Genomic DNA, 24,672 nt, shown 5'->3' with positions numbered 1-24,672 from the left:
CCTCACATCTTCTGGTCGGGACTCGATAGGCGGGCGAGGTCGGGGTCCCCGGCCGCATTCAAGGCGTAGCGGGTCAGGTCGTGTCCGCGCAGGACCGCGACTATGGCCGGCGGCCAAGGCTCGGCACCTTCGCGCCCTCCGGCGGGAACGTGTACCGCGGTCAGAGCACCGCGCGCGGCCACCGACGACGGTTCGGCAGGTTGTCGGTCCGACGGTGGAACACGGGTGACGACGAAGCTGTAGCGCAGCGAAGTCCGGCCGACCTCGGCGATGGACAGGGCTATGGAGGCGGTGTCGCCGAACCACAATCGGTCCAGATAGTCGACCTCGTATCGAACGCGCGGGATGAAGCCGAACAGCCATTGCAGTCCGAGTCGCTCGAGCAAGGCGGCTTCGGCGGCCTCGACCCACCGGATGACGGTGCTGTGGTGATAGTGGCCCGCGGCATCGGTGTCTTGCCAATCGACGCAACGCTCGAGGACGATCTCGGTCATGCGCGATTCCGGGGTTCACGCAGCTTGTAGCGCTGCAACTTGCCACTGGGATTGCGGGGGAGTTCGGTCACGAACTCGATGCTGCGGGGGTATTTGTAGGGTGCGGCGGTGTTCTTGACGAATTCTTGGAGTTCGTGGACCTTGTCCGCGTCGGCGGGCACCCCGGCCCGCAGCACGACCGCGGCGTGCACGATCATGCCGCGGTCTTCGTCGGGTATGCCGAACACGCCACTTTCGAGCACATCGGGATGTAACTCCAGGACCGCCTCGATCTCGGGCGCGCCGATGTTGTATCCCGCGCTGACGATCATGTCGTCACTGCGGGCCTGGTACCAGAAGTAGCCGTCCGAATCCCGCAGGTATGTGTCGCCGGTGATATTCCACCCATTACGGACATAGTCGAGTTGGCGGGGATCGGCCAGGTAGCGGCAACCTGTCGGTCCTTTGACCGCCAGCAGTCCCGGAGTGCCGTCGGGGACAGGGCGCCCGTGGGAGTCTTGGATCTCGGCCTGATACCCGGGTATGGCCCTTCCGGTGGCGCCGGGGCGGATGTCGGCGTCCACGGCGGAGATGAAAATGTGCAGCAGCTCTGTGGCGCCGATACCGTCGATGATCCTGATGCCGGTGCGGCGGTGGTAGGAGTCCGAGACCCACGCTGGGAGGTGTTCTCCTGCCGAGACGCAGCGTCGCAGCGTCGTGAGGTGGTGCAGGTCGTGCCGCTTGATCATTGCTTTGTACACGGTGGGCGCGGTGAACAGGATCGTTGCCTTGAACCGTTCGATGGCCCCGAGCATCGAATCCAGGTCTGGGCGCTCGAGCAGCACGACCGCTGCGCCGGCGCGCAACGGGAAGATCACGAGTGCTCCGAGGCCGAAAGTGAACGCCAGGGGAGGGGATCCGGCGAATACGTCGTCGGCGTTCGGGCGCAGCAGTTGCGCGGAGAAGGTGTCGGCGATGGCGAGCACGTCGCGGTGAAAGTGCATCGTGGCCTTGGGTGTCCCGGTGGTTCCCGAGGTGGGCGCGAGCATCACGATGTCGTCCGCTGCGGTGTCGATGTCGGCGAACGTGGTCGGTTTGGTCGCGGCCCGGATCGCCAGCTCGTCATTGTCGGTGCCGAACGCGACGATCCCGAGGGTGGGGTCGGCGGCTTTGAGGTCCTCGAGCAGTCGGCGGTCGCACAGGGCCAAACTCGGGCAGGTCGTGTCGATCAGTTTCGACAGTTCCGGTGCCCGCAACAGCGACATCGTGGTGACGACCACGCCGCCTGCCTTGATGACGGCGAACCAGCACGCGACCAGCCACGCGGTATTGGGTGCCCGCAGCAGTACCCGGTTGCCTGGCACGAGCCCGAAATCCTCGGTCAGCACCGCCGCGATCTGGTTGGCCCGGTCCAGCAGATCCCCGTAGGTCCATGTGCAGTCGAACGTGTGGATGGCGGCCCGGTCACGGCCATGGGTGGCGACGGCGGCGTCCAGCAGTGCGGTCGCGACGTTCAATCGGGCGGGGTACTGCAGGGCGGGCAGTTCGAACGCGAACTCGGGCCACTGCGCCAGTGCAGGAAGTCTGTCACGGCAGAAGGTGTCCGTATGTGCTGAGGGGGTGAGCATCGATCTGCCCTTTCGAATGGTGGAGATGGCCGAGAGGCCTGCACCGCCAAAGTATCGCGTAAAACTGACGAGCGTTAGAGGTCTGTCATAAGAAGTTAACACGGGTGCCGGTGTCGGCGCGGCGTGAACGGCGCTCGCGGTCAGTCGGTTCGGGTGGTGATCGCGGCGACCGCCTGGATCTCCACCAGCGCCTCCGGTTGCCACAGCGCCACGACGCCGATGCCGGCCATGGCCGGGTAGTCCGCCCCGGCCAGGTCTCGCCAAATCCGGCCGATCTCCTTGCCGTTGGCTTGATAGCCGGGGATATCTGTCAAGTAGATCGTGACGCTGAGCAGGTCGGATGGTTGTCCGCCGGCGGCTTCGAGGGCGACGAGCACGTTGAACAGCGCCTGGCGGAACTGGGCGAGAATTCCGCCCTCGACGATCTTGCCGTCGGCGTCCAGTGCGGTCTGTCCGGCGAGGTGCACGATGTCGCGAAAGCGCGTCGCGTGCGAGAAGCCGGAGGGTTTGACCAAGGCGAAGGTGGGGGCGTTGATGCGTTCGACGGTCATGGGTGCCTCTTGGTGGGTGACTCGGTTTCGGCCGAAACCTGGGTCACATCAATCTATGGTGATAATGTAGCCATCGTCAACCAAGCGGCACACTTAAATCGAAGTGTTCGCCCCACCCGGTCGGAGTCGGGACTCGGGCGGTCTGTGCCTTGTCGCGCCCGGGCGAGATCTTCGTCCTCGACGCCACCACGACCGGCCATGCCGAGACGGCCACCACGAATTCACCTCTCGCTGCCCAGCATCGGTGCTGATCGGCAAACCGAACGCGTCCGCCCACCGCGATGCCCCGCGGCACCGCGCGTGCGCACGGTTCGCCTCGCACGACACCTTCGATCACGGATCCCACATGAATCGCGGAATCGCACGCGTACCAACCCCACACCCGTGCGTACACGATCGAAAACCGCTGCCCCCGAACGGAATCGGAACTCTCGAGCAACGACGCCCGATGCCTGTGGGCCTATTCGGTAACCTCACGCTCCACGATCATCGGAAGAACCCACCGACATGACCGTCAATTTCCCGCAAGCAGGCGGGACCCGCCCCACTTCCCAGCCACTGAGACAGATCCTCGCCGATGCCACCGCGACGGCCACGCCGGAGCTGTCCGAACGTATCCGCCACACCCGCGCGTGGTGCACCGACTACGCGCACCTGCTGGCCGAATCGACCAGCAGTACCGCCACCGCCACACTCGCTCGCACAGTCGCGACCGACGGGCTCGCCTCCGCTCGGCGAAACCTGGTGTGGACCAACGGATCCGACGTCCCTCTCGGTGAGGTCGACCTGCGTGACGGTGCGAACGGTGTGGCGGAGCCGTCGCTGAGCGGCGCACGGCCTACGAACCCAAATCGGTGCTGGGGTTGGCTGCGGTATTCGGCCTGGCCAATTCGACTCGCCGCTGAGGTCTCGCCATCGCGACCTGCGACAACGCAAAACCTTCGGCTCAATCGGGATGCTGCAAGGCGCTTCGGAGGACAGCCTGCCCGGTGAACTGCGTCGCTAACAGGGAGTGCGCGGTCGCTGTTTTGTAACCATGACGAGCGTCGTTCGGTGGTCATGCGAAGTTGATTTCGTACGGGAGCTACCCAGGTGAGAATTTGCACGGGACCAGCTGGCAGCTCGCGTCAGTATATAGTGATAATGTCGCTACCGTCATTAGAGCAACATACATCTTTTGGTGTTCGTCCTGACCGGTCAGAGCCGGGGGAATGCGAAGTGCAGGCATCCCATGCGTTTGCGTACAGTCTTCACCGATAGCGGCGAGTCTCGCGCTCAAGTGCGTATCGACGGTCAGTGGTACACCAGCTCCGCCTCCGAGGTCGCCTCGCTGCTCACGCAGCCGGACTGGCGATCGACGCTGGGAGGGCAGGTGGGCGCGGGATCTGCCGAGCGTGTGGCGCCGGTGGTCCTGAATCCTACGAAGATCGTGTGCTGCGGCCACAACTACCGAGCGCACATCGAGGAACTGGGTCATCCGACTCCGCAATTCCCGACCCTGTTCGCGAAATTTGCCGACACCCTGACCGCCTGGGATTCCGACATCGCACTTCCGGGCCCCGCGGAGTCGGTGATGTTCGACTGGGAAGCCGAACTCGCCGTCGTGGTCGGCGCCGAACTGCGCCACGCCGATCGTGACACCGCGCGCGCCGCGATCGCCGGTTACACCGTCGCCAACGACTTCTCCGTGCGGTCCTGGCAACGCCGGACTCCGCAGTGGTTGCAGGGCAAAGCATTCGATGCCACTACCCCGCTGGGCCCGGAGTTGGTGACACCGGAGGAAATCGACCCGGCTGACGGACTGCGCATCACGTGTCGGGTCAATGGCGTCCAGGAGCAGGTCGGTTCCACCGATGACCTCGTTTTCGACGCCCCCGAATTGCTGTCCTACATCTCCTCTTTCACCACATTGCGACCCGGAGACCTCGTGTTGACCGGGACGCCCGGCGGAGTCGGTACCGCGCATAAACCACCCCGGTACCTGTGTGGTGGAGACGTGGTGGAGACCGAGATCGAAGGGATCGGGGTGCTGCGTAATCGCATCACCGCTGCCTCGACATAAGAACCCACCCGCACGGGCGGAAACGAAAGGACACCCCATGACAGCCGAACTCGACACCACCGCGGTCCCGATCCTGACCCGGGCCGGACACGAGCACACCGATACCGCGCAATCCGGTGGCGCGGTGCGTGTATCGGGTGTCAGTCCGCAACACACTGCGGCCACGAGGATCTGGTACGGCAAAGTCACCAACGAACCCGGATATCGGTCCCTGCCTCACCACCACGGCGAGGCCGAGACCGGCGGCTACGTCCTGACCGGTGTGGCCCGGATCTACTTCGGCGAGAACTACCAGAACTACCTGGACATGCAAGCGGGTGATTTCGTCTTCGTTCCCCCCTTCATGCCGCACGTCGAAGCGAACATGAGCACCACCGAAGAGCTGGTGTGGCTGACGTGCCGTACTCCGGACAACATCGTCGTGAACCTGCCCGAGGTCGATGACTCGACACTCGAAGGCTATTCACGCGCATGATCACAAACCCCGACGCGGGTGGTTGGGATTTTCGCCGGTTCATCGACGCTCATGGCAGCAGCTGATGAACGACGATAGGGCACAGGAGAACAACCTGGCGATGCGCAGAAGGCGTTATCGCACAACCCGATTGAAGCTCGAGCGGGCCGCACGCCAGCTCTTCGCCGAACGTGGCTTCGCGGACGTGTCCGCCGATGAGATAGTGGCCGCCGCGGGCATGACCCGCGGCGCGCTGCACTATCACTACGGCGACAAGCGCGGCCTGCTCATCGCGGTGCTCGAGCAGGTGGAACGCGAGAACAGCGCCGAGATCGAGGAAGCGATCGCGGCGCGAGAATCGGGCCGACTGGTGGACGTGGACATCCCCATCCTGGCGCAGTTGCTGATCAGCAGTGCCATAGAAGCCGGGTTCGTCGTGGCCGGCGCGCAAGACCCCATCGCCACGCGTGAACGAGCCATGCACGCCCTGATGATGATCGTCTCGGGTGTGCTGGCAACGCACGCCGCCTCGGCGCTCATCGGTGCGCCCGACCGGGCGCTGCGTGTGGCCCCCGAACACCCCTGAAAACGCAAAACGAGTGTGTCCCTGCCACGGCGAGATGGGTTGTGTGCCAAGCGGTCTCACCCATGCTCAGGCCCCTGCTACAGCCGCAGGTCCGGACCGGGCGTGTACTGCGTCGATTCCGGTGCTGTGGCACCGTCCGGGCGGGGAGGTTCTCGCGGCCTGGACGGTGCCACAGGGTGGCGGTGGGCTGTTGACCGAGTCGACGACCATCCAATATCAGGGTGTGCCCCACCCGCCGTCGACGAGGTGCACGCTGCCGGTGATGAAGGAAGCCTTGTCGCTCAACAGAAATGCCACGAGATCGGCGACTTCGGAGCCGAGGCCGAGGCGGCCCATCGGCACGAAATTCTTCATGCTCATGCCGCTGCCGGCGAACGCCACCGCGTCGGCCTGCTCGATCATGGGGCCTGCGATCGGGCCCGGGCCCACCGCGTTGACCCGGATGTTGTTGGTGGCTTGTTCCAGGGCGGCGGATTTGGTCAGCCCGGCCACCGCCCACTTACTGGCGACGTAGGCAGAGGTGCCCGGTGCGCCTTGGAAGGCGAGCGTGGAGGCAGTGTTGACGATCGCGCTGCCGGGCGTCATCAGCGGCAGCACGTACTTCATGCCGAGGAACACTCCGCGGATGTTCACGGCGACGACCTGGTCGAAGTCGGCGGTGCCGTAGTCCTGGACCGGTGCGTAGGTTCCGCCGACTCCGGCGTTGTTGGCGAACCAGTCGATGTGTCCGCCTCCCCATTCCGCGGCGGCCTCGGCATAGCCTCGCACCTCGTTTTCCTGGGTGACGTCGGCGACATGGGTGCGGACCTGGTCGTTGCCGTCGAATTGGGTGAGCGAGTCCTTGTTGCGGTCCACGGCAAGGACTTGGGCTCCGGCGGCGACCAGTGCTTCGACGATCGCGGAGCCGATTGCGCCGCCTGCGCCGGTGACGACTGCTGTTTTGGGAGACATGATTTTTCCTAGTGGTCTGTGAAGTGGTCGAATGGCAGCGTCGGCGACGACGGCGGCGCGGCGATCCGTACGGCATGGCAGGGGAGCGCTGTTGCGACCTCGAAACGGGTGGTCTTCGCACCAGCGCAGGGGGTCCTGCCGGTGCCAGGTCTTGCTCGCCGTGTCGTGACAGTGCTTCGGGCACTGTTGATTCCGGCGTCGTGCGGGCGTGTGCCGACACGCTCGCCGCGGGTTTGTTTAAGCGTGCAGCGCCTTCTTCAGTGCCTGCAGTCCGAGGTCGGTGGCGTCGGCGGCTGCGGGGACGACCAGGGTGAAGTTGATGTACGCGTGCACCAGCGTCTCGGCGTTGTGGAACTCGACGGGAACTCCCGCGCCCCGGAGCCGGTCGGCGTAGACGTAGCCGTCGTCGCGGATGATGTCCCACGACGTGGTGGCGATGTAGGCGGGCGGCAGGCCGGAGAAGTCCTTGGCGTTCGCGGGAACGAGAGTGGCCGGTATTTCGGAGGGATCGATGCCCTCGAAATCGGGGGCGTACCACTTGACGAACGCGTCGTACTTGACCCGGTCGAACAGTGGCGCGTTCGCGTTCTCGGTCACCGACGGCAGGCTCCGGTCGAAGGTCGTCCCCGGGTACCACAGCAGCTGGTACACCAGTGCGGGTCCGCCGTTGTCGCGGGCCAGTTGTGTCATCACGGCGCTGAGGTTGCCGCCGGCGGAGTCGCCCGCGACCGCGATGCGTGTGGGGTCGCCGCCGAGTTCGACCGCGTGCTCACCCACCCATTGCAACGCCGCCCACGAGTCGTCGACCGCGGCCGGGTATGGATGCTCGGGTGCGAGGCGGTAGTCCACCGACACCACGATCGCCTCGGCGACAACGCAGTGATCACGCACCGTCGGGTCGTGGGTGTCCAGGTCACCGATCGCGAATCCGCCGCCGTGGTAGAAGACCACGACAGGGAGGTTTTCCTGCTGCTCGGTGGGGGGCCAATAGATACGCACCGGAACGTCTTTGATGTCCCCGTAACTGATGGTGCGGTTCTCGATGCGCAGGTCGGGAAGCAGCTCCGGCGGCGCCTTGAGCGCCCGCAGCTGCGCGCGGGGAATTTCGACGTCGGATTCGCTGGTGAACTCGTACGTCCACGCATCCAGAATGGCCTGCAAGATGGGGTCGATGGGGGCCTTTTCAGGGTTTTGCTCAGACATGGCAAAACCGTAGCATTATTCTGTATTTGTGTCGGCCGTTTAGATGACAACATGCTATCAGGGTTGGTGTCCCACACCGTCTCCCGGAGACCGGGATCGGTAGGCTCACGGGCCTCGCGCGCGGTCACAGATGGGATATGTTTGCAGTTTGTCCCCCTTGAGGAGACGTTCGGACCGGCCCTGCCGCCCCGCCCGGATCGGACCCCGTGCAGCGTCGACGGTGCAGGGCGCCACGCTTGCTCTTGACAGCCGATATGTAGTTACTTATTGTCGCAGGTCACGGAATCGGCATGAGGCAAATCATGCGGTCGTATTCCGATTGGAAGGGCACACGGCACCGATGTCGACAGACTCGGTTCACCACCCTCGATCGGCCTCGCCCGCACGCGCCCACCTCCACCGAAACCGGACAGAGTTCGGTACCGCCGGGCCGATGGCCAGTTCGCTCGACACGCACTCGACGCCGATCCAGCGCACCGAACACCAGCACGGCGGTGTGTGCAACGCGGCGCATCTGAACAGAGCCAGTGAATCGCTGTACGAGACGGAGACATGACATGTGGGAAGAAATCGTCGTCGGTGACCTGCCCAAAGGCATCACGCTGGCAGGCCAACCCCAACTCGCGCGGGAATGGCACGTGCTCGGGCACACCTACCAGATGAAGGCCAACAGCGAATCGAGCTTCGCCTTCGAGACCTACGACCCGCCGGGCACCGGCGTGCCCCCGCACATCCACCCCACCCAGGACGAGCACATCTACGTCCTGGAGGGCGTGTTCACGCTCTATCTCGACGGGGCGTGGGAAACAGCCGGTCCGGGCGACACCGTGCGCATGCCCAAGGGTTTGCCCCACGCTTACTACAACCGCGGCGATGTCCCCACTCGTGGATTGTTCTGGGTGTCGCCGGCGCGACGCCTCGCCGAGCTGTTCGACAAGCTGCACAAGGTCACCGATCCCGAGGAAGTGGTGCGCCTGTCCGCCGAGTGTGAGGTCGACTTCCTGCCGGTGGGCGCGATCGAGGGCGCGTGAGCGAGCTCGAAGCTGCTGATCGAAGCCAGCACCGATCTGCTCGTGTCGAGGTCCTGAACTACGGCCAGGACCCTGAGCAGCACGTGGAGCTGTCGATTTCCGCTCGCGCTGTTCGTGGGCTGATCTTTCTGGTCCACGGGGGCTATTGGCGTTCGAAGTTCTCCGCCTCGCTCATGACCGGGGTCCGTGATCTGCTCGTGGCCGATGGGTGGGCGGTGGCCAACATCGAATACCGCCGCACGGGCACCGGTGGGGAGTGGCCCGTAGCGTGCAACGATGTCCGCGCGGCGATCGAGTACGTGCGAAAGGCCGACGTCCTGGGCGACATCGAGGTGGCCGTAGCGATCGGTCATTCCGCGGGCGGACAGCTCGGTCTGCTCGCGGGAGATCTCCTCGATGGAGTGGTCGCGCTCGCGCCGGTCACCGACATGCGCCGCACCGAGCGCGAAGAACTCGGCGAAGGTGCAGCGCTGGAATTCATGCAACGCCGAAGCATCGACGATCCGCACGCGTACGACAGTGCCTCGCCACTGTTGAACGTTCTTTCGCGTCGGATACTGCTCATCCACGGTGACATTGACGAGCGGGTACCGGTCGAGCACAGCAGGGACTACGCCACGGCGATGAAAGAGGCCGGTGCGAGCATCGACTACATCGAGCTCGAGGGCGTGACGCATCACCCGCTGATCGACACCACGCAACCGCACTGGCCCGCGATCCTCGAGTGGTTGGACGATTCACCCCGCACAGAGAGCCTGGACACCGCCTGACCGTCGGTTCGACAAGCCCCGCTCGTCATTCCGAAAGACCACCCTGAATGCCGTCTGCACTGCGGCGAAGATGCTTGCCCCCCGGGGCTCCGCGCGCATTTTCGCCGCAGGGCGGGTGGCCCTCATATGGAGGCCGCACGATCTCGGTATTCGGGCGTTCATGCCTTCACGGCGAAGCGATAACAGCGAGCGAGAGTGCGGCACCGACCGCGACGCAGGCGAGCAGGACTCCCGTGTGCGATCCGACGCGGTGCGGAAGCGGGGCGGTGTGGGTCCGGCTCATGGTGTCCTCCAGAAGCGAGGCCAACGCGTGCGCGTCGACGTGCGACAGGGACCCGGGCCGGGTCGAGTGCGCGTAGAAGCTGACGGGTCCGTTCGTCTGTGTCGAAGTCGTCGTCGCTGCTCGTCATAGCCTTGTCCCTTCATCTGTCAGCTCATGTCCGGTGCCGCCTGAAACCTTTCCGATTGCCTCCTTGAATTTTTCGCGTGCTCGATGTAACCGGATCGCCGCGGCGTTGGCGGTGATGTTCAGGACCGCGGCGATCTCGCTCGGGCCCAGCTCCTCCCAGGCCCACAGCCGCAGGAGCTCGGCCTCGGCCGGGCGCAGTGATTGCAAGGCTGCTGTGACTCGCTCATCCGGCTCGTCGTTGTGTGCACGCGAGGCTGCCGGAGGATCCATGACTGCGATCCGTGCCGCCACGCGCTGTTGTCGGCGTGCGCTGCGGTGAGCGTTGGCCAGGCAGTGGTGGGCGACACCGTAGGCATAGGGCAATAACTGCGCGGGCACCGTGTGCAACCGGCGCCACAGCACGAGCAGGACATCGGCGAGCACATCCTCTGCCGTGGCCGGATCCGTGCGCCGGGCCAGGTACCGACGCAGCGGCTCCACGACCGTGTCGGCAAGGAGCTCGAAGCTCTGACGGCGCTGATCGGCATCCAAGTACCTCACCTCGCCCTATGCCCGGCACCAGGGCAGCAATTTCGCGTCCGCGTGCCGATGATGGCCCTCGACCGGGCTCGGCATCTCGCCGTGTCGGTCGCGCAGCGCGCTGATCTGTGGCCGGAGTGGATGATTGTCCTTTCGATGTTCAACGCCGGCCTCTGATCGTCGCGGTGTGGAAGTGCTGCGGGCGTGGTGATGTCAGACCTGCCGCCATAGTCGCTCGCACGGCAGCAGTGGCATAGATTCGCGAACTTCTTCGTCGATCGTTATGTGCACTCGGTGACTTAAGGCGATGGCGAACGCCACGGCTGCGTCGCGCTCTGCGGCGAAGTCAAGTGGGGACCAGCCAGGGAAGGTCACCGCTATATGGCATTTCATTGTTTGTCTCCGTCCGGCGGCCTTCGGTGGCAGGCGACCGGCTCCGACTAGTTCTCGTTCGGCGACATTTGATCCGTAGATTCGTGGGGGTTGGGAAATCGACTACTTCGTCGAACCAATCTGCAGTTCATCACCGCTGTCACCCTGTCGTGTATCAAGATTCCGGAGAGAAATTCCCGGTCGTTCCCGCTGATATCGCGCGCGATTTCCCCGGCATGGTGCCGGAAGAGGGATTCGAAGGATCGAGATCGTTTACAGGTGGCTGAGAGTTGGAATGATCCTCCAACAAGGCGGTCGGAATGAGAACGATCGCCTTGATCCCGCCGTAGTCCGATTCGATGAGACGGACCATGATCCCGTTGCGTCCGGCCAGAATCGAAACCACGATCAACCCGAGACGTGAGTCGCTCGACAGTTGCATGACGCCGAAATCCGGTGCGCTGCTGAGCAGATCGTTGACTCGACTGAGATCCTTGGCGACCATTCCCAACCCTTGGTCGATGATCTCTACGACAGCCCCTCGGCCCACAACCCTGCACGATGCCTCGACTCGCGAATTTGGGGGCGAGAAGTAGGTAGCGTTCTCGATGAGTTCTGCCAGCAGGTGAATGACATCGGCTACAACCATGCTGCTGACATTGACCTCTGGAAACCGAGTGACCCGCACGCGGGCGTAGTCTTGAGTTTCCGAGATCGAACTTCGGACGATGTCCCGCAGCGGCACCGGACTTCGCCATTGCCGCCCGGGGCGTTCACCCCCGAGGATGATCAGGTTCTCCGCGTTCCGGCGCGCGCGTGTGGCGAGATGGTCGAGTTGGAACAGTACCTCCAACTGCGCCGGGTTCTCTTCACGAGCCTCGGCGGCGTCCAATACTTCCAGCTGCCGATGAGCCATCGTTTGGCTGCGGTGCGCGAGGTTCAAAAAGACCGCGTTGACTGCTCCCTGAGTCTTGGCTTCGGTCATCGCCGCCGACACCGCTACTCGCTGGGCGGCGTCGAAAGCCTTGGCGACTTGGCCGATCTCGTCCTCACCGAAGACCCCCGGAGGCAGTTCGGCGTTCAAGTCGATCTGTTCACCGTCACGTATGCGGGCCATGATTGCCGGAAGTTGGTCGTTAGTGACTGCCAATGTGTGCAGTTGCAGGCGCCGGAGCCGCTGAATGAGCCGGTTTGCCAGCCATGAGGTGATCAGGAACGTCAGAGCCGCGATCGCAGAAATGCCCGCGGCGCCCAGTACCGAGTTCCATGTCGCGTCGCTGGCGATATCGGTCGTTCGTTGCGTGAGGTTCAAAACGTTGATGTGCCATAGCTTCAGCAGGTCGTCGACGAACTGCTGCAGACTTTGCTGTGCCGTCACCGAGTCCGCGTTCCGAGATGCCGGGAGATCTCCGCGAGATGTGCCGGGATTCGTGGCCATGACCTCTGGGGTCTGCGACCCGTGGGAGACCATCGAGTTCTCGAACTCGGTGAGTTGAAGCCACGCCGCGCTGCTGGTGAGTTCTGAAATCTTCTGGCGCACAGTCGAATCACCGTTGGAGGTGAGTGCGTCGAGCGCGGCGTGATATGCGCCGACTCTTCCGACGAATGCTGGCAAGGCAACACGGTCGAGTGCGGATCCGGTACCAGCAGCGGCTAGGAGTGCGTACGCCGCCGACATGGAATCGGCCGCACGAAGCAACATCGCGGAGTTGTTCAAGGCAACGGCGCTCTCGACATCTGGGGCATTTGGTGCCAAGGCGTCGACAGTGAGCACTGCGACAGAAGTCAGCCGACTGTATTCCTGGTATGCCTGGTCCACGCTCACAGAGCCGGTATCGACACGGGTGCGCAACGGGGTCAGCCCTTTGAGGACACCGCTGAACTGGCTATTCTTTTCGTCATACGCGCCCGGCTTACTGCGAACCAACGACGACCCTGTTTCGGCCAGACCCTGACCGCCGGCATCTACGCGGCTGCGTTCGATACGCAATTCGGTGCGATCGACATCGACGTGCGCGATTAGAAGCATCGTGAGTCGGCGTTCGTTCAGGATGGCTTCGGTGAAGGCCAGCGAGTGAGGGGCTGAGCGCCGAATGATCTCGGCCCACGCCTGGTCCTGGCGGTACTTGTCAACCAGGTGAATCCCCGCGGCGGCGAGAGCGGCGGCGAACACGATGCTGGGGATCAGCGCGATGGCCAGAACGCGCGCGCGAACACCGGTGAACGAAGCTGACCAGTTGACTGTGCGGCGACCCTCGTGTGCGTCACCGACGGGATCATTCACGCGTTGAACAGTCACCAGGTACTCTTTCCGCTCGCGAGTCGGTCCGGGCGCGAGTGCTGGATCTCGACGCGGTGAACGTGGCGGGTGCGTCGCCTACTCGATGGGCCGGCCAGACGCCGGTGACCCTCGTGTCGTGGATGAAAGGTTCGACCGGTTCGTCCGGCATCACCGCGCTGGGTCGATTGCGGGAACCTGGCGTGGTCGTCGTTCCGGCGCAGGGACCGACGCCGCTTCGCATGAGAGAGATAGTCAGTACATCCATGGCGCTTCCGTAGAGCGGGTGGGTCGAGGTATTGGGATCGGATGCAGGTCGGGTCTTCGTTCCTTCGGTCGAGACCCCAGCAGTACTGGCCTGCCGTTGGGATCGATGGGGAGCAAAATCTCCTGGCCGGTGAGCATCGGATGTGCGGCCGTGATCGATGCGCCGTCGATGATCTCCAGCCACGTTCTGCAGTTGTCGGTCGTACCCGCGGTATGTGTGGGTAGAGCGCCCGTTGCCGAGTTACCGACCCTTCAGCGCGGCCTTCAGTGCCTGCAATCCGAGGAGGGTGGTTTCGGCGGCGGCCGGGACAACCGGCGCGAAATTGGCATACCCGTGCGGCAGGGTCTGCGAGTTGTGGAATTCGACAGGAACTCCTGCCGCGGAGAGCAAATCCGCATAGCGGTAGCCGTCGTCCCGGAGCAGATCGCATTGCGTCGTGGCGATGTACGCAGGCGGCAGTGCGGAAAAGTCGGTGGCGTTCGCAGGGGCCAGAGTCGTCGGCGCCCTGGAGGGTTCGCTGAGATCGACATCCGGGGCGTACAAGCTGTACGCCGCCTCCATTTGGAATTTCTTCAAGGTCGGTGCGTCGCTGTTCTCCAGCGCTGACGGCAGTGTCAGATCGGCGGTGGTCGCCGGGTACCACAGCAGCTGGTACACCAGTGCGGGTCCGCCGTTGTCGCGGGCCAGTTGTGTCATCACGGCGCTGAGGTTGCCGCCGGCGGAGTCGCCCGCGACCGCGATGCGTGTGGGGTCGCCGCCGAGTTCGACCGCGTGCTCACCCACCCATTGCAACGCCGCCCACGAGTCGTCGACCGCGGCCGGGTACGGATGCTCGGGTGCGAGGCGGTAGTCCACCGACACCACGATCGCGTCGGCGACAACGCAGTGATCACGCGCCACCATGTCGTGAGTGTCCAGATCAGCGAACCCAAGCACCCACCCTCCACCGTGATAGAACACCACGATGGGCAGATTTTCCTGCTGCTCGGTGGGGGGCCAGTAGATGCGCACGGGAATGTCGGTGAGGTCCCCGTAGCTGATCGCACGGTTCTCGATGCGCAATTCGGGCAAGGCCTCCCGCGGCGGCTGCACCGCCAGCAACATCTGGCGGTGTCCTTCGAGGTCGAACTCGCTGGTGAGTTTTGAGAGGAAGCCCTCCAGTACCGACTGCATGACGGGGTCAAGAGCGGTATTTCCGGGCGGTCGTTCAGGCATCGGAAAAAGGTAGCACTATTCCGAAAATGTGTCGACCGTAACTGAAGCACCATCTTTCGCGAGATCTGTGCTACCGCATCGCTACGCGCCGACGGCAGGCCAGCGGAACGGTGCCCGAGCCTGCTCTAGAGGGTATGAACGTGCTGTTCAATAGCCTGGGAGGGGTTCCTGCGCGAAGTGCTCGCGGTACGGAAGCGATGGTTCGGTGGCGCATCCAAAGGCGCTCTGAAGAGTTTTCCCGGATTTATCTATCGAGGTTCAGTATCGGTAACTGTGAATACGCTATAAGTGGTGGAAGCCCACGCGATCGCCTTCCGATTGGGAAGTGCACAGACAAGAAGGCGGGAGTATCCGGTGGCGTGGCACTCCTGAGGCGGGAGGATTCTCCGCAGCCTGGACGGTGGCGGTGGGCTGTTGACCGAGCCGACGACCGTCACAGGTCAGGGCGTGCGCCATCCGCCGTCGACCAGATGCACACTGCCGGTGATGAAGCTCGCCTTGTCGCTCAACAGCGCTTGGCGAGGATCTGTCCATGGCGGTGTCGAACCAGCTGGACGTACTCCTCGGGCGTAGTCGCCCGCTCGCGCATCTCAATCTGGTCGGCCACGACGCGGTAGGTGTGCCGACCATGTCGCGCGCGTCATTCGTTCGGCGCGGTAGCACGACGCCGTCGTAGGCGAGTCGAACGGCTTCGGCGAGATCGAATGTCAGTGCCTTCGATGAAGTTCGAGCATTCGCCTCGTAGAACGGCAGCAAGCTGCGACACGATAAGGCTGGTTGCGCGCTGCTCGAGACCGGGGGCCGACTTTCGTGACAGCCGTTGACATCCTAGATGCCGCTATGGTTTCGTCACTGAGGCAGGATGGGTCGATCTTCTGTCGGCCGTCAACGAGAAGGCATATGACTGTGCAGGACATGCAGTCGGCCGAGAACACTCGCACAACGGAAACGCCAGGCGGCGTACCGATCCCGTCGGCGCCGTGAGTTGGAGGAAAGCCTTATGACCGAGTCAGCGCGACTCACATACGTCGTCGAGGACGGGATCGCGAGGATCGTCTTCAATCATCGCGACGGGATGAATACGATCACCCGGGCCACGAAGGACGCTTTGCTGAACGCTCTGAGTGTCGCCGCGCACGACGACGCTGTCCGCGTGCTGGTGATCACCGGCGTCGGGCGCTCGTTCTGCGTTGGACGGGACCTGCGGGAGGTTCAAGCGGAGAGGAACGCTGCCGGGGACATCAGCCCGCCAATCGAATTCGACGTAACAGACTCTCCCGTGGCGCTGATAAGCAAGATCCGCAAGCCGGTGATTGCAGCTGTCAACGGTGTGGCCGCCGGGGCAGGAGCTGGCATCGCCTTCTCGGCCGACTTTCGAGTCCTTGGACGCTCGGCGTATTTCCGTCTGGCGTTCTCAGGTATCGGGCTGTCCTGTGATAACGGCACGTCGTGGACGCTGCCGCGCCTGGTGGGTCACGCGAAGGCGATCGAGCTCCTGATGCTTCCCCGAGCGATCGACGCTGAGGCTGCCCTCGAGCTGGGGCTCGCAACAAAGGTCGTCGACGACGAGGAGCTCGACGAGACGGTAACCGCGCTCGCACGTATCCTCGCCGACGGACCGACTCTCGCGTACGGCGCCACCAAGGAGGCGGTGGGTTTCGCCGCTGGCCACACTCTCATGGATGCCCTGGAGCACGAATTCGAGGGCATCAACCTCACAGGGGCGTCCCACGACCACCGGGATGCTGTCGCCGCCTTCCTGGACAAGCGGCAGCCGACTTTCGGAGGTCGCTGAGTTCGTAAACACGAATTAGGCATATCGGCAACACGAATTAGGCATATCAGAGAAATCATCAGAAGCGGCAACCGCAACCAAGGCCCTTATCGAATAAAGAAACATAATCGACAATGTCATCGATCGAAAAAGAGTCCGTACCTAACGGGTGAACTGGTACGGACCCTTTTCGTGCAATTATCATCCCGCACGCCGGCACCGTTGTTTCCAATAAGAAAACAATCGGTCTTTTGATTCCGAAACACGTGCGGTAACGCGATCCGCTCACTAGCCTATTTTCACCGGCAAACTGGTCCTGGCCGCTATGGATCAGGTCCTTTTCGAAATGCCGTGGCTAGAAAGGCATCATCCATGAGCTCGATCCGTACCGAGGCACCACCGACCCTGATCACGGGGTTGTGGCAGCGCAAACTCCCCCATTATCCCGACACCCCCGCTCGTTCCTGGTATCTCGCCGTCGTCGTCATCACGTCGATCGCGCTGTACTACCAACTGTTCGTCACCGGCGCAGTCGCCAATGAGCTGATCGGTTACTTCGATCTATCGTTTGCCTACTTCGTCTGGATCTTCATCATCGGCGCCGCATTCGGTGCGGTCGCCTCGGTACTGGCAGGCGCGCTCGATCGGTGGGGCCGGGCGAATATCGTCGCATACGGCGTGGTGATCTGTTCGCTGCTCACGCTGTTCGCCGCGCCCGCGACGACCACCAAGGGCCAATTCCTGCTCGTCTACATCCTGGTAAGCATCGTCGAAGGCGCGGTACTGGTGGCGACACCGGCGTTGATCCGCGACTTCTCCCCGCAGCTGGGCCGGGCGTCGGCGATGGGATTCTGGACCCTCGGACCTGTCATCGGCGCCTTGGTGACCACGGCGATCTCCACCCACACCCTCGACTCGCACCCGGACTGGCAGTACCACTACCGGGTCTGCGGCATCATCAGCATCGTGGTCGCGGTCATCGCCGTCATCGGATTGCGCGAATTGAGCCCGCAGTTACGCGATCAGATCATGGTGTCAGTGCGCGATAAGGCGCTGATCGAGGCACGGGCCCTCGGCCTGAATGTGAACGAGTTGGAAAAGGGGCAATGGCGACAGATGCTGCGCCCCAACATCTTAGGATCGGCGTTGGGCATCAGCATGTTCCTCGCCTTCTACTACACAATCGCTTCTTTTCTCGTGGTGTATATGGCGACCAATTTCGGATACAGTCCGGCCAAGGCGAATGGGCTCGGGAATTGGTTTTGGTCTGCCAATGCGATAGCCCTGGTGTTGGCGGGCATTGTCTCGGACAAGATCAAGGTCCGTAAACCGTTCATGATCGTCGGCGCACTCATCAGCAGCGTCGGCATGTTCTGGTTCAACAGCTTCACCGATAAACCGGACACCGGTTACTACACCTTCGTCGCGGCGTTCGTGGTGATCGCGCTCGGCACCGGCATCGCCTACTCGACGTGGATGGCCAGCTTCACCGAGACGGTGGAGGCCCAGAATCCGGCCGCGACCGCCGTCGGGCTCGCGGTATGGGGCGGCACGCTGCGCGGTGTAATCACCGTGGTGCTGCTCGGCCTGCTGGTTGTGGTGAATGCGGCAGGAACGCTGGTCAACTATGGGCCGCGGCTCGGGGAGATCCAGCACGCCTATGGTGCTCAGCTCGCGACCATCCAAACGGTCGGCACCGATACGCTGGCAGCGTTGCAGAAGGATCCCCAGGATCAAGCTGCCCAGGTCACCGCGATGACCAAGCTCACCGGAGCGACCGCGGGCGAAGTGCAGCAGACGTTCGTGCTGAGCACGCAGTACAAAGAGCAACTGGCGACGGTGAAGGCGATCGACAAGGCCACCTTCGCGACGCTGTCGGCGAACCCCGCCGATGCGAATGCCGGACTTGCCGCGGTCGGACAGGTCTCGAAGAATCTCGGTATCCCGATCGATCAGGCGATCGCACGCCTGCAGGCCCTGCAGCAGATTCCGGTCGCCGACCTCACGGTCCTGACCACCGTGGGCCCGAAGTTGGAGGACGCCGCCGCGCGCCTGCAGGCCCTCGGCGCCATCCCCGCCGATGATCAGGCCTTCCTTGCCGCGCACGGCAAGGAAGTACAGCAGGCGGCGCAGGATTCACCCGAGCAGTGGAAGCGCTGGTGGTGGATCTGCCTGCTCGCGCAGATCGCCTTCCTGCCGTTCGTCTTCCTGATGGCCGGACATTGGAGCCCGAAGAAGGCCGCGCAGGAAGCCAAGGAGCACGACGAGATGGTGGCGCGCGAATTGGCGGAGATGGCGTCGGAAACCGATACGGCTAAAGCCCAGACGGGTGAAGTGGAGCCGGTCTGATAGGTCCCTGTTCGAGCCGGGCAGCGCGACTGCCCGGCTCGAAAGGTCACTTGGTGAGGTCGACTACCCCGTTCTCGTTGGGCCGGTCGATCCGGTTCGTACCATCGAAGACCCAGGGCGTGGCCGCGGTGCCGTCGAGTCGGTCCTTCAGCGCGCCGACTGCCGAAGCGCTTCGACCGTTCGACACGTGAGGACAGAGATGACCAACGCCTCCACCCCCGGGGCGCTCGAATTATGCCCGATCGCGAGAGAAATGTTTGCTGCCGACGCCGCATCTCGCGCAATGGGGATCGAGATCCTCGAACTGATACCAGGCGGCGGCCAATCGACACATGTCCTAACGGGCATGGTTTGGGTTCAAAATGGCATTGGCACGGCATGCTTCAGCGGGGGAACAATAGGGGCAACAAACCCAGAATCCTGGCTTTCCATATCTATGTAAAGGGAGACGTTCCATGCCCGAGGTCACATCAGTGATTGAGACGGCGTCCGCCGCGGATGCCTTGTTCGTCTACGAGGCATGGCATCAGGCAGCAACGTCTTCCGACGTCGAGGCGTTGCTGGACTTGTACGCCGACGACGCTGTCATGGAGACCTACATGGCCGTGTTGCTTTTGAAGCAGGACAGCGGTTTGCTTCCCAACAAGAGTGAAATTCGCCGTTTCCTGGAAGCCAATTTCGCCACCCGCGAATCCGTTATGGAGCTCGATCAGGTGCGGTTCTATCGCACCGGATATCAATTCGACGGGCACACCCTCGCGTGGGAGTACTTGCGCGACACGCCTGACGGTGACTCCCACGAGATGAGCGAAGTGCTGGAGCTTTCTGGCCGAAAGATCAGTAAGCACCGTATCTACTTCGGTTGGCACGGACTGTCCGGCCTGCAGCGCCTCCTTACTCGAGGAAAGTAGATCAATGGGTCGGGACCAGGACTTACGAGTTGAGTCGTGAGCCCTGGTCCGTGACCCGAGTAGACCGAACGCAACGACGCATCGGCACGGAGAATGCAAGGCACCACGCAGTAGTGGCTCGACTTCTGCGGGACGGCGGGGATCCCCCAGATATGACATTCTAGTGACGTCGCAAGGATCGGCGCGACATGACCGCCCCAGCATCCGCCCACAGCGGCAAGGGCTTGCACTATCAGCTTCAAGGCGCGCTGCGGCTTGTGCTCACATGGTGGGCCGGCCCGCCTCGGTTTCGCTTCTTTCCAGGTGCCGTCTGTGTTCATATTGCGGCCTTCGAACGGCGAAGCTTGCTGTGCATTGGCGCGTCGTTATCAGTGCGCGGTCTTTCCGGCCAGACTGGGCGATCCAGCAAGGTGGAGAGATCGCCGACGTCGAGAACAGGCGTCTGCAGCGCGTGCAGATCTTCGACCACAAGCATCAGGGCGCCGCTTGGTGACGTCGCCACGCCGATTCGCATCGGGCGCCTCCTCGGATTGGGTGATGCTGACGGGGCCGTCAAACGAATCCGCAACGTCGAGGTTTCCGGCATCGAGCATCGCGACGGTCCGCAGCGCAGGTAGGCGAGCCTGTCGCCGACTCGTGCAGCAGACTCGAAGGAGCCCGGCAAGGCGCCTCGGGCAGGTGCGGGAACTGGGCAATGCCGCTCAGCAAGGTCCCATGAACGGGAGACGGAGTCAATCGACACATGCCCTAACGGGCATGGTTTGGCTTCAAAACGGCATTGGCACGGCATGCTTCGGTGGAGGAACAATAGGGCAGCAAACCCAGAATCCTGGCGTTTCATACCCATGTAAAGGGAGACGTTCTATGCCTGAAGGTGCAACAGTGATTGAGACCGCGTCCGCCGAAGATGCCTTGTTTGTCTACGAGGAATGGCATCGGACAGTGACGACTTCGGACGTCGAGGCGTTGCTGGACCTGTACGCCGACGATGCTGTCCTGGAGACCTTCATGGCCAGGTTGCTTTTGAAGCAGGACAGCGGTGTGCTTCCGGGCAAGGCTGAAATTCGCCGTTTCATGGAAGCCAATTTCGGCACCCGAGAAACCATCATGAAGCTCCACGAGGTGCGCTTCTACCGCACCGGATATCAATTCGACGGGCACAACCTCATCTGGGAGTACAAGCGCGACACGCCTGACGGCGACTCCTACGAGATGGTCGAGGTGATGGAGATTGCCGGCCGAAAGATCACCAAACACCGCATCTACTTCGGCTGGTATGGGCTGTCCGGCCTGACTCCCATCAAGAAGGGCCTGGGAGAAATCGCCTAGGAGGGAAGACCGAAAGGTTGGGACCGGGACTCGTGGCTCAGCGAGTTGAGTCCTGGTCCGTGACCCAGGTAGATCGACCGCAACGAGACAACAAACTGGACGCGATGCATCGGGGCATCGGGACGGAGACTGCAAGGTGAGCTCGGCTGAGGTGGACGGTGGATTTGGTCCGCTTGAAGGGGTGCGTGTTCTTGATCTGTCGCGGGTGATCATGGGCCCCTTGGCGACGCAGATCTTGGGCGATCAGGGCGCGGAAGTGATCATGCTCGAGGCTGCGAGTGGCGACACGAATCGTGTGATGGGTTCTGGGCCGCATCCGGAATTGTCGGGTATTGCTCTAAATCTGCTCCGGAACAAGCGCTCAGTCGTGGTCGATTTCAAGACCGCGGAGGGGATGGAGGTTGTTCACCGTCTTGTGTCTACCTGCGATGTGGTCGTCACGACGATGCGGCCACATGTGCTCAAGCGTTTGGGTCTTGATTACGAGAGCCTTCGCCAGTATCGCGAGGACATCGTCTATTGCCAGGCTCAGGGGTTCTCGATCGCTAGCCCGCAAGCGAATGAGCCTGCCTACGACGACATCATCCAGGCTGCTACGGGCGTCTGCGACATTATGTCGAGGGTGTTCGGAGTGCCCGCTCTGATGCCCACGATCTTCGCTGACAAGGCGTGCGGCCTGATCATGGCGCAGGCCGTTACGGCCGCGCTGTTCCGTCGTGAGAGGAGCGGTGAGGGGCAACACATCGAGGTCCCGATGGTTCAGGCGATGAAGGCGTTCATGTTGGCCGAGCATGGTGGTGGTGCGACCTCGGCCGTCCACACAGAGGCGAACCAAGAGCGTGTCGCCGGCTATGGGCGGGTGCTGTCCAAGGAGCGTCGGGCGCACCCGACCAAGGACGGCCTCGTCCATATGCTGCCGTACCTGCCCAAGCACTACGTCGCGCTGTTCACGGCGGTGGGGCGACCCGATGCCGCGACTGATCCTCGCTATGTGGACACACGTGCCACGATCGTGAACGCGGAATCGCTCTACCGCGATGTTCGTCAAGCGTGTGCGACGCGCACCACGCAGGAGTGGCTCGACTTCTGCAAGGCAGAAGGGGTCCCCGTGACGAAGGTCGTCACGCTCGAGGAGATGGTTGCCGAGCTACCCGTCGTATCTCACCCGGTGGTCGGCGAGTTCCACCTCACCTCCCAGATGGCGAACTTCTCGTCAACGCCGGGAGGAGTACGGCGGTTGGCGCCGATGATCGGTGAGCACACAGCCGAAGTGCTGGCGGCCCTGCAAGGGGATCCATGGCTGTCGGCCTCGGTGTCGAATGGCGCCTCCAAATGAGACTGGTACCGACCCGGCTGACGGCCGAAGAGTTGGACCTGCAGTCCGATGTGCGCTCGTATCTCGATCAGCGACTGCCTGTCGGCAGCTATCCGCTCGGGCTTGGCATGGCCGCCACCGCCGACCCGCAATTCTCGCGAGACCTCGGCAGCAAGGGCTGGTTGGGGATGTCGCTGCCGAAAGAGTACGGGGGCGGAGGTCGTTCGGCAGTGGAGCGGTTGATCGTTGTCGAGGAGTTGCTGGCGCGCGGTGCGCCCGTGGGGTATCACTGGACCGCGGACCGGCAGTCCGGCGCCAACATCGCGCAGAACGGTACAGAGGAACAGAAGCGCGCGTTCATCCCAGCCATCGCGCGTGGCGAGTTGTGCTTCGCTATCGGGATGAGCGAGCCGGACTCGGGCTCGGACCTCGCATCGATCAAGACTCGGGCATCCAGGGTGGATGGTGGCTGGCTTCTCAACGGGACCAAGGTCTGGACTTCGTATGCAGGTGGGGCCGACTACATCCTGACACTTGTGCGCACGTCGGACGATCGCCACCATGGGCTCACACAGTTCATCGTCGACACGAAGACCGAGGGGATGACGATCTCGCCGATCGAGTTCCTCGATGGCACTTGGGAACTCAACGAAGTTGTATTCGTCGATGTTTTCGTACCTGATTCCTGCCGCCTCGGTGAGGTCGGGGCAGGCTGGTCACAGAACACAAGTGAACTCGCACTCGAACGCGGTGGTGTCGACCGCTGGATGTCGTGCATGTCGATCCTGACGCACTGGGCGGCCCTCCAGGTAGACCCCTCGGCCGGCGGACACGCGGTGTTCGATCTCGGGTCGATCGTCGCGCGACTGTGGGCTTTCCGAGGTATGTCGCTCTCGATTGCCCGCATGGTGGACGTGGGGGAGTCGCCTGTGACAGAGGCAGCCTTGGTGAAGGAAATGGCGACCAGGTTCGAGCAGGACTGCGTCCGGACGGTCGTGAAGCACCTCGGCAGAGCACCTGACTTGATGTCCGAGGACCCGTACGAGTCCCTGCTGGCCCGCGCCGTGCTTGTGTCCCCATCCTGGACGATCCGCGGCGGGACCACCGAGGTCCTTCGAAGCGTTGTCGCGAAAGGAATCAAGGCATGAGCGCCACGGCTGGCCGGGCGGACGCTGAACTCGAAGCGATCGTCAATCGCTTCTTCGAGCAGCGTTGCACCACTGAGGTTGTCAGCGTTGCCGAACGTGAAGGCATGCCGAGCGACCTGTGGGATGCAACTGAAGAGCTGGGCTTCACAGCCGTGGGAATTCCGGAGGAGGCCGGTGGATCCGGGGGCAGTCTTGAAGACGCTCTGGCAGTCCATCGTGCCGTCGGGATGCACGCGGTACCGCTACCTATCGCCGAGAAATATTTGGCGGGGTGGCTGATCGCGTCGGCAGGGTTGACGATCGATGCGAGACCCGCGACGGTCGTACCTTCCACGAGCCCCCTGTCGCTCGAGGTCGTGGACGGCCGAGCCACGGGTGTCGTCGAGGATGTGCCCTGGGGGTCAAGAGCGAGCGTTGTAGTCGGGCTCGTGGAGTCCGAAGGGACGGGCCAGAACAAGGTTGTTCTGCTCGACCCTGCGACCGCCACGATCCGCCACGGATCGGACTATGCGAATCAGCCCAGGGACACACTCGTGTTCCGGGAAGCGCCCGTGCAGGTCGTGCCGGTCTCTGTGAGTCGTGTCGAGCTGACCGCACGTGCAGGACTTGTCCGTGCGGCGCAGATGGTCGGAGCGATGAACAAGACCTCAGCTCTCACTCAGAAGTACACCTCCGAGAGGCACCAGTTCGGTCGATCCATCGACTCCTTCCCCGCGGTCAAGGAGCACCTCGTCGTGCTGGCACAAATGGCGGCGATGGCGGAGTTGTCAGTGGAGCGAGCGGCGGACGCGGCGTCATCGGCGGACGGGGTGTTCGAGTGTCTTGCCGCGAAGCTCGTGACCTCGGAGAACGCTGAACATGCCGTACGGGCAGCTCATCAGGCTCACGGCGCTATCGGTATGACGAAGGAATATCCCCTGCATCGATACACGCGTCGGTTGCAAGCGTGGCGGTCAGAGTTCGGCACCGTGTCAGAGCTCTCGAAGATGATCGGACATGGCGCAGCAGGCGTGAGTTCGATCGCGCATTTGGTGACAGCTGACCAGCCGCACCTGAGCAACTTGAAAGGCGAATAA

The 24,672-nt window shown here is 63.1% G+C and carries 24 protein-coding genes; 14 read left to right on the top strand and 10 right to left on the bottom strand.

What is annotated here, in order from left to right:
* Positions 1-2: 2 nt before the first annotated feature.
* The 3 genes from OG874_RS16590 to OG874_RS16580 all read right to left on the bottom strand — a co-directional run bounded on the left by OG874_RS16590 (position 3) and on the right by OG874_RS16580 (position 2,652).
* Positions 3-494, bottom strand: a complete 492-nt coding sequence (locus OG874_RS16590) for an acyl-CoA thioesterase (protein ID WP_330256033.1) — start codon at positions 492-494, stop codon at positions 3-5.
* Positions 491-2,101 (bottom strand): AMP-binding protein, encoded by a 1,611-nt coding sequence (locus OG874_RS16585; RefSeq protein WP_330256032.1) that lies wholly within the window; start codon positions 2,099-2,101, stop codon positions 491-493. The genes OG874_RS16590 and OG874_RS16585 overlap by 4 nt, the downstream gene beginning before the upstream one ends.
* A gap of 140 nt (positions 2,102-2,241) precedes the next feature.
* Positions 2,242-2,652: a RidA family protein gene (locus OG874_RS16580; RefSeq protein WP_330256031.1), complete on the bottom strand. Its 411-nt coding sequence runs from the start codon at positions 2,650-2,652 to the stop codon at positions 2,242-2,244.
* Between the two features lie 1,231 nt (positions 2,653-3,883).
* Here OG874_RS16580 and OG874_RS16575 point away from each other — a divergent pair.
* The 3 genes from OG874_RS16575 (at position 3,884) to OG874_RS16565 (ending at position 5,754) form a co-directional block, all read left to right on the top strand.
* On the top strand, positions 3,884-4,714 hold the full coding sequence (locus OG874_RS16575) for a fumarylacetoacetate hydrolase family protein (RefSeq protein WP_330256030.1): 831 nt from the start codon (positions 3,884-3,886) through the stop codon (positions 4,712-4,714).
* A gap of 37 nt (positions 4,715-4,751) precedes the next feature.
* Positions 4,752-5,189 (top strand): cupin domain-containing protein, encoded by a 438-nt coding sequence (locus tag OG874_RS16570; RefSeq protein WP_330256029.1) that lies wholly within the window; start codon positions 4,752-4,754, stop codon positions 5,187-5,189.
* Positions 5,190-5,253: 64 nt separating this feature from the next.
* Positions 5,254-5,754, top strand: coding sequence for a TetR/AcrR family transcriptional regulator (locus tag OG874_RS16565; RefSeq protein ID WP_330256028.1), 501 nt, complete (start codon positions 5,254-5,256; stop codon positions 5,752-5,754).
* 216 nt (positions 5,755-5,970) lie between these two features.
* Here OG874_RS16565 and OG874_RS16560 read toward each other — a convergent pair whose 3' ends face one another.
* Together OG874_RS16560 and OG874_RS16555 are read right to left on the bottom strand one after the other, a co-directional pair.
* Complete coding sequence (locus OG874_RS16560) at positions 5,971-6,705, bottom strand: SDR family NAD(P)-dependent oxidoreductase (protein ID WP_330256027.1); 735 nt, start codon at positions 6,703-6,705, stop codon at positions 5,971-5,973.
* Positions 6,706-6,942: 237 nt separating this feature from the next.
* Positions 6,943-7,908 (bottom strand): alpha/beta hydrolase, encoded by a 966-nt coding sequence (locus OG874_RS16555; RefSeq protein WP_330256026.1) that lies wholly within the window; start codon positions 7,906-7,908, stop codon positions 6,943-6,945.
* Positions 7,909-8,341: 433 nt separating this feature from the next.
* Between OG874_RS16555 and OG874_RS16550 the strand changes: the two genes are divergently transcribed.
* The 3 genes from OG874_RS16550 to OG874_RS16540 are packed head-to-tail and all read left to right on the top strand — an operon-like array spanning position 8,342 to position 9,709.
* On the top strand, positions 8,342-8,464 hold the full coding sequence (locus OG874_RS16550) for a hypothetical protein (protein WP_330256025.1): 123 nt from the start codon (positions 8,342-8,344) through the stop codon (positions 8,462-8,464).
* Between the two features lies 1 nt (position 8,465).
* Positions 8,466-8,939, top strand: coding sequence for a cupin domain-containing protein (locus OG874_RS16545; RefSeq protein ID WP_330256024.1), 474 nt, complete (start codon positions 8,466-8,468; stop codon positions 8,937-8,939).
* Positions 8,936-9,709, top strand: coding sequence for an alpha/beta hydrolase family protein (locus OG874_RS16540; protein WP_330256023.1), 774 nt, complete (start codon positions 8,936-8,938; stop codon positions 9,707-9,709). Before OG874_RS16545 ends, OG874_RS16540 begins: the two co-directional genes overlap by 4 nt.
* Before the next feature lie 406 nt (positions 9,710-10,115).
* On the opposite strand, the gene OG874_RS16535 is transcribed toward OG874_RS16540, so the two are convergent.
* The 3 genes from OG874_RS16535 to OG874_RS16525 form a co-directional block, all read right to left on the bottom strand.
* On the bottom strand, positions 10,116-10,649 hold the full coding sequence (locus OG874_RS16535) for an RNA polymerase sigma factor (RefSeq protein WP_330256022.1): 534 nt from the start codon (positions 10,647-10,649) through the stop codon (positions 10,116-10,118).
* 535 nt (positions 10,650-11,184) lie between these two features.
* Positions 11,185-13,293 carry a sensor histidine kinase gene (locus OG874_RS16530; protein WP_330256021.1) on the bottom strand — a complete coding sequence of 703 codons (2,109 nt, stop codon included), beginning with the start codon at positions 13,291-13,293 and terminating at the stop codon, positions 11,185-11,187.
* Positions 13,294-13,795: 502 nt separating this feature from the next.
* The gene (locus OG874_RS16525; protein WP_330256020.1) at positions 13,796-14,770 is read right to left on the bottom strand and encodes an alpha/beta hydrolase; all 975 of its coding nucleotides are present in this window, start codon (positions 14,768-14,770) and stop codon (positions 13,796-13,798) included.
* Between the two features lie 532 nt (positions 14,771-15,302).
* Between OG874_RS16525 and OG874_RS16520 the strand changes: the two genes are divergently transcribed.
* From OG874_RS16520 to OG874_RS16510, 3 genes are all read left to right on the top strand, one after another.
* Positions 15,303-15,446: a hypothetical protein gene (locus tag OG874_RS16520; RefSeq protein WP_330256019.1), complete on the top strand. Its 144-nt coding sequence runs from the start codon at positions 15,303-15,305 to the stop codon at positions 15,444-15,446.
* A 324-nt stretch (positions 15,447-15,770) separates the two neighbouring features.
* Positions 15,771-16,565 (top strand): enoyl-CoA hydratase-related protein, encoded by a 795-nt coding sequence (locus OG874_RS16515; protein WP_330256018.1) that lies wholly within the window; start codon positions 15,771-15,773, stop codon positions 16,563-16,565.
* Between the two features lie 351 nt (positions 16,566-16,916).
* Positions 16,917-18,893 carry an MFS transporter gene (locus OG874_RS16510; RefSeq protein ID WP_330256017.1) on the top strand — a complete coding sequence of 659 codons (1,977 nt, stop codon included), beginning with the start codon at positions 16,917-16,919 and terminating at the stop codon, positions 18,891-18,893.
* Between the two features lie 46 nt (positions 18,894-18,939).
* Here OG874_RS16510 and OG874_RS16505 read toward each other — a convergent pair whose 3' ends face one another.
* On the bottom strand, positions 18,940-19,080 hold the full coding sequence (locus OG874_RS16505) for a hypothetical protein (protein WP_330256016.1): 141 nt from the start codon (positions 19,078-19,080) through the stop codon (positions 18,940-18,942).
* 268 nt (positions 19,081-19,348) lie between these two features.
* On the opposite strand from OG874_RS16505, the gene OG874_RS16500 reads away from it, so the two are divergent.
* Positions 19,349-19,804: a nuclear transport factor 2 family protein gene (locus OG874_RS16500; protein ID WP_330256015.1), complete on the top strand. Its 456-nt coding sequence runs from the start codon at positions 19,349-19,351 to the stop codon at positions 19,802-19,804.
* Between the two features lie 316 nt (positions 19,805-20,120).
* Here OG874_RS16500 and OG874_RS16495 read toward each other — a convergent pair whose 3' ends face one another.
* Entirely contained in the window at positions 20,121-20,318 is a 198-nt protein-coding gene (locus tag OG874_RS16495; protein WP_330256014.1) for a hypothetical protein, read from the bottom strand.
* A gap of 350 nt (positions 20,319-20,668) precedes the next feature.
* On the opposite strand from OG874_RS16495, the gene OG874_RS16490 reads away from it, so the two are divergent.
* The 4 genes from OG874_RS16490 (at position 20,669) to OG874_RS16475 (ending at position 24,672) form a co-directional block, all read left to right on the top strand.
* Complete coding sequence (locus OG874_RS16490) at positions 20,669-21,133, top strand: nuclear transport factor 2 family protein (protein ID WP_330256013.1); 465 nt, start codon at positions 20,669-20,671, stop codon at positions 21,131-21,133.
* Positions 21,134-21,269: 136 nt separating this feature from the next.
* Positions 21,270-22,469, top strand: coding sequence for a CaiB/BaiF CoA transferase family protein (locus OG874_RS16485; RefSeq protein WP_330256012.1), 1,200 nt, complete (start codon positions 21,270-21,272; stop codon positions 22,467-22,469).
* On the top strand, positions 22,466-23,596 hold the full coding sequence (locus OG874_RS16480; protein WP_330256011.1) for an acyl-CoA dehydrogenase family protein: 1,131 nt from the start codon (positions 22,466-22,468) through the stop codon (positions 23,594-23,596). Before OG874_RS16485 ends, OG874_RS16480 begins: the two co-directional genes overlap by 4 nt.
* A complete protein-coding gene (locus tag OG874_RS16475; protein ID WP_330256010.1) occupies positions 23,593-24,672 on the top strand; it encodes an acyl-CoA dehydrogenase family protein in 1,080 nt (359 codons plus the stop codon). The genes OG874_RS16480 and OG874_RS16475 overlap by 4 nt, the downstream gene beginning before the upstream one ends.

This window comes from Nocardia sp. NBC_00565, from assembly GCF_036345915.1.
GTDB lineage: Bacteria > Actinomycetota > Actinomycetes > Mycobacteriales > Mycobacteriaceae > Nocardia.
The sequence above is the reverse complement of the archived record's forward strand: the minus strand, read 5'-3'. Positions and strand labels throughout refer to the sequence as shown.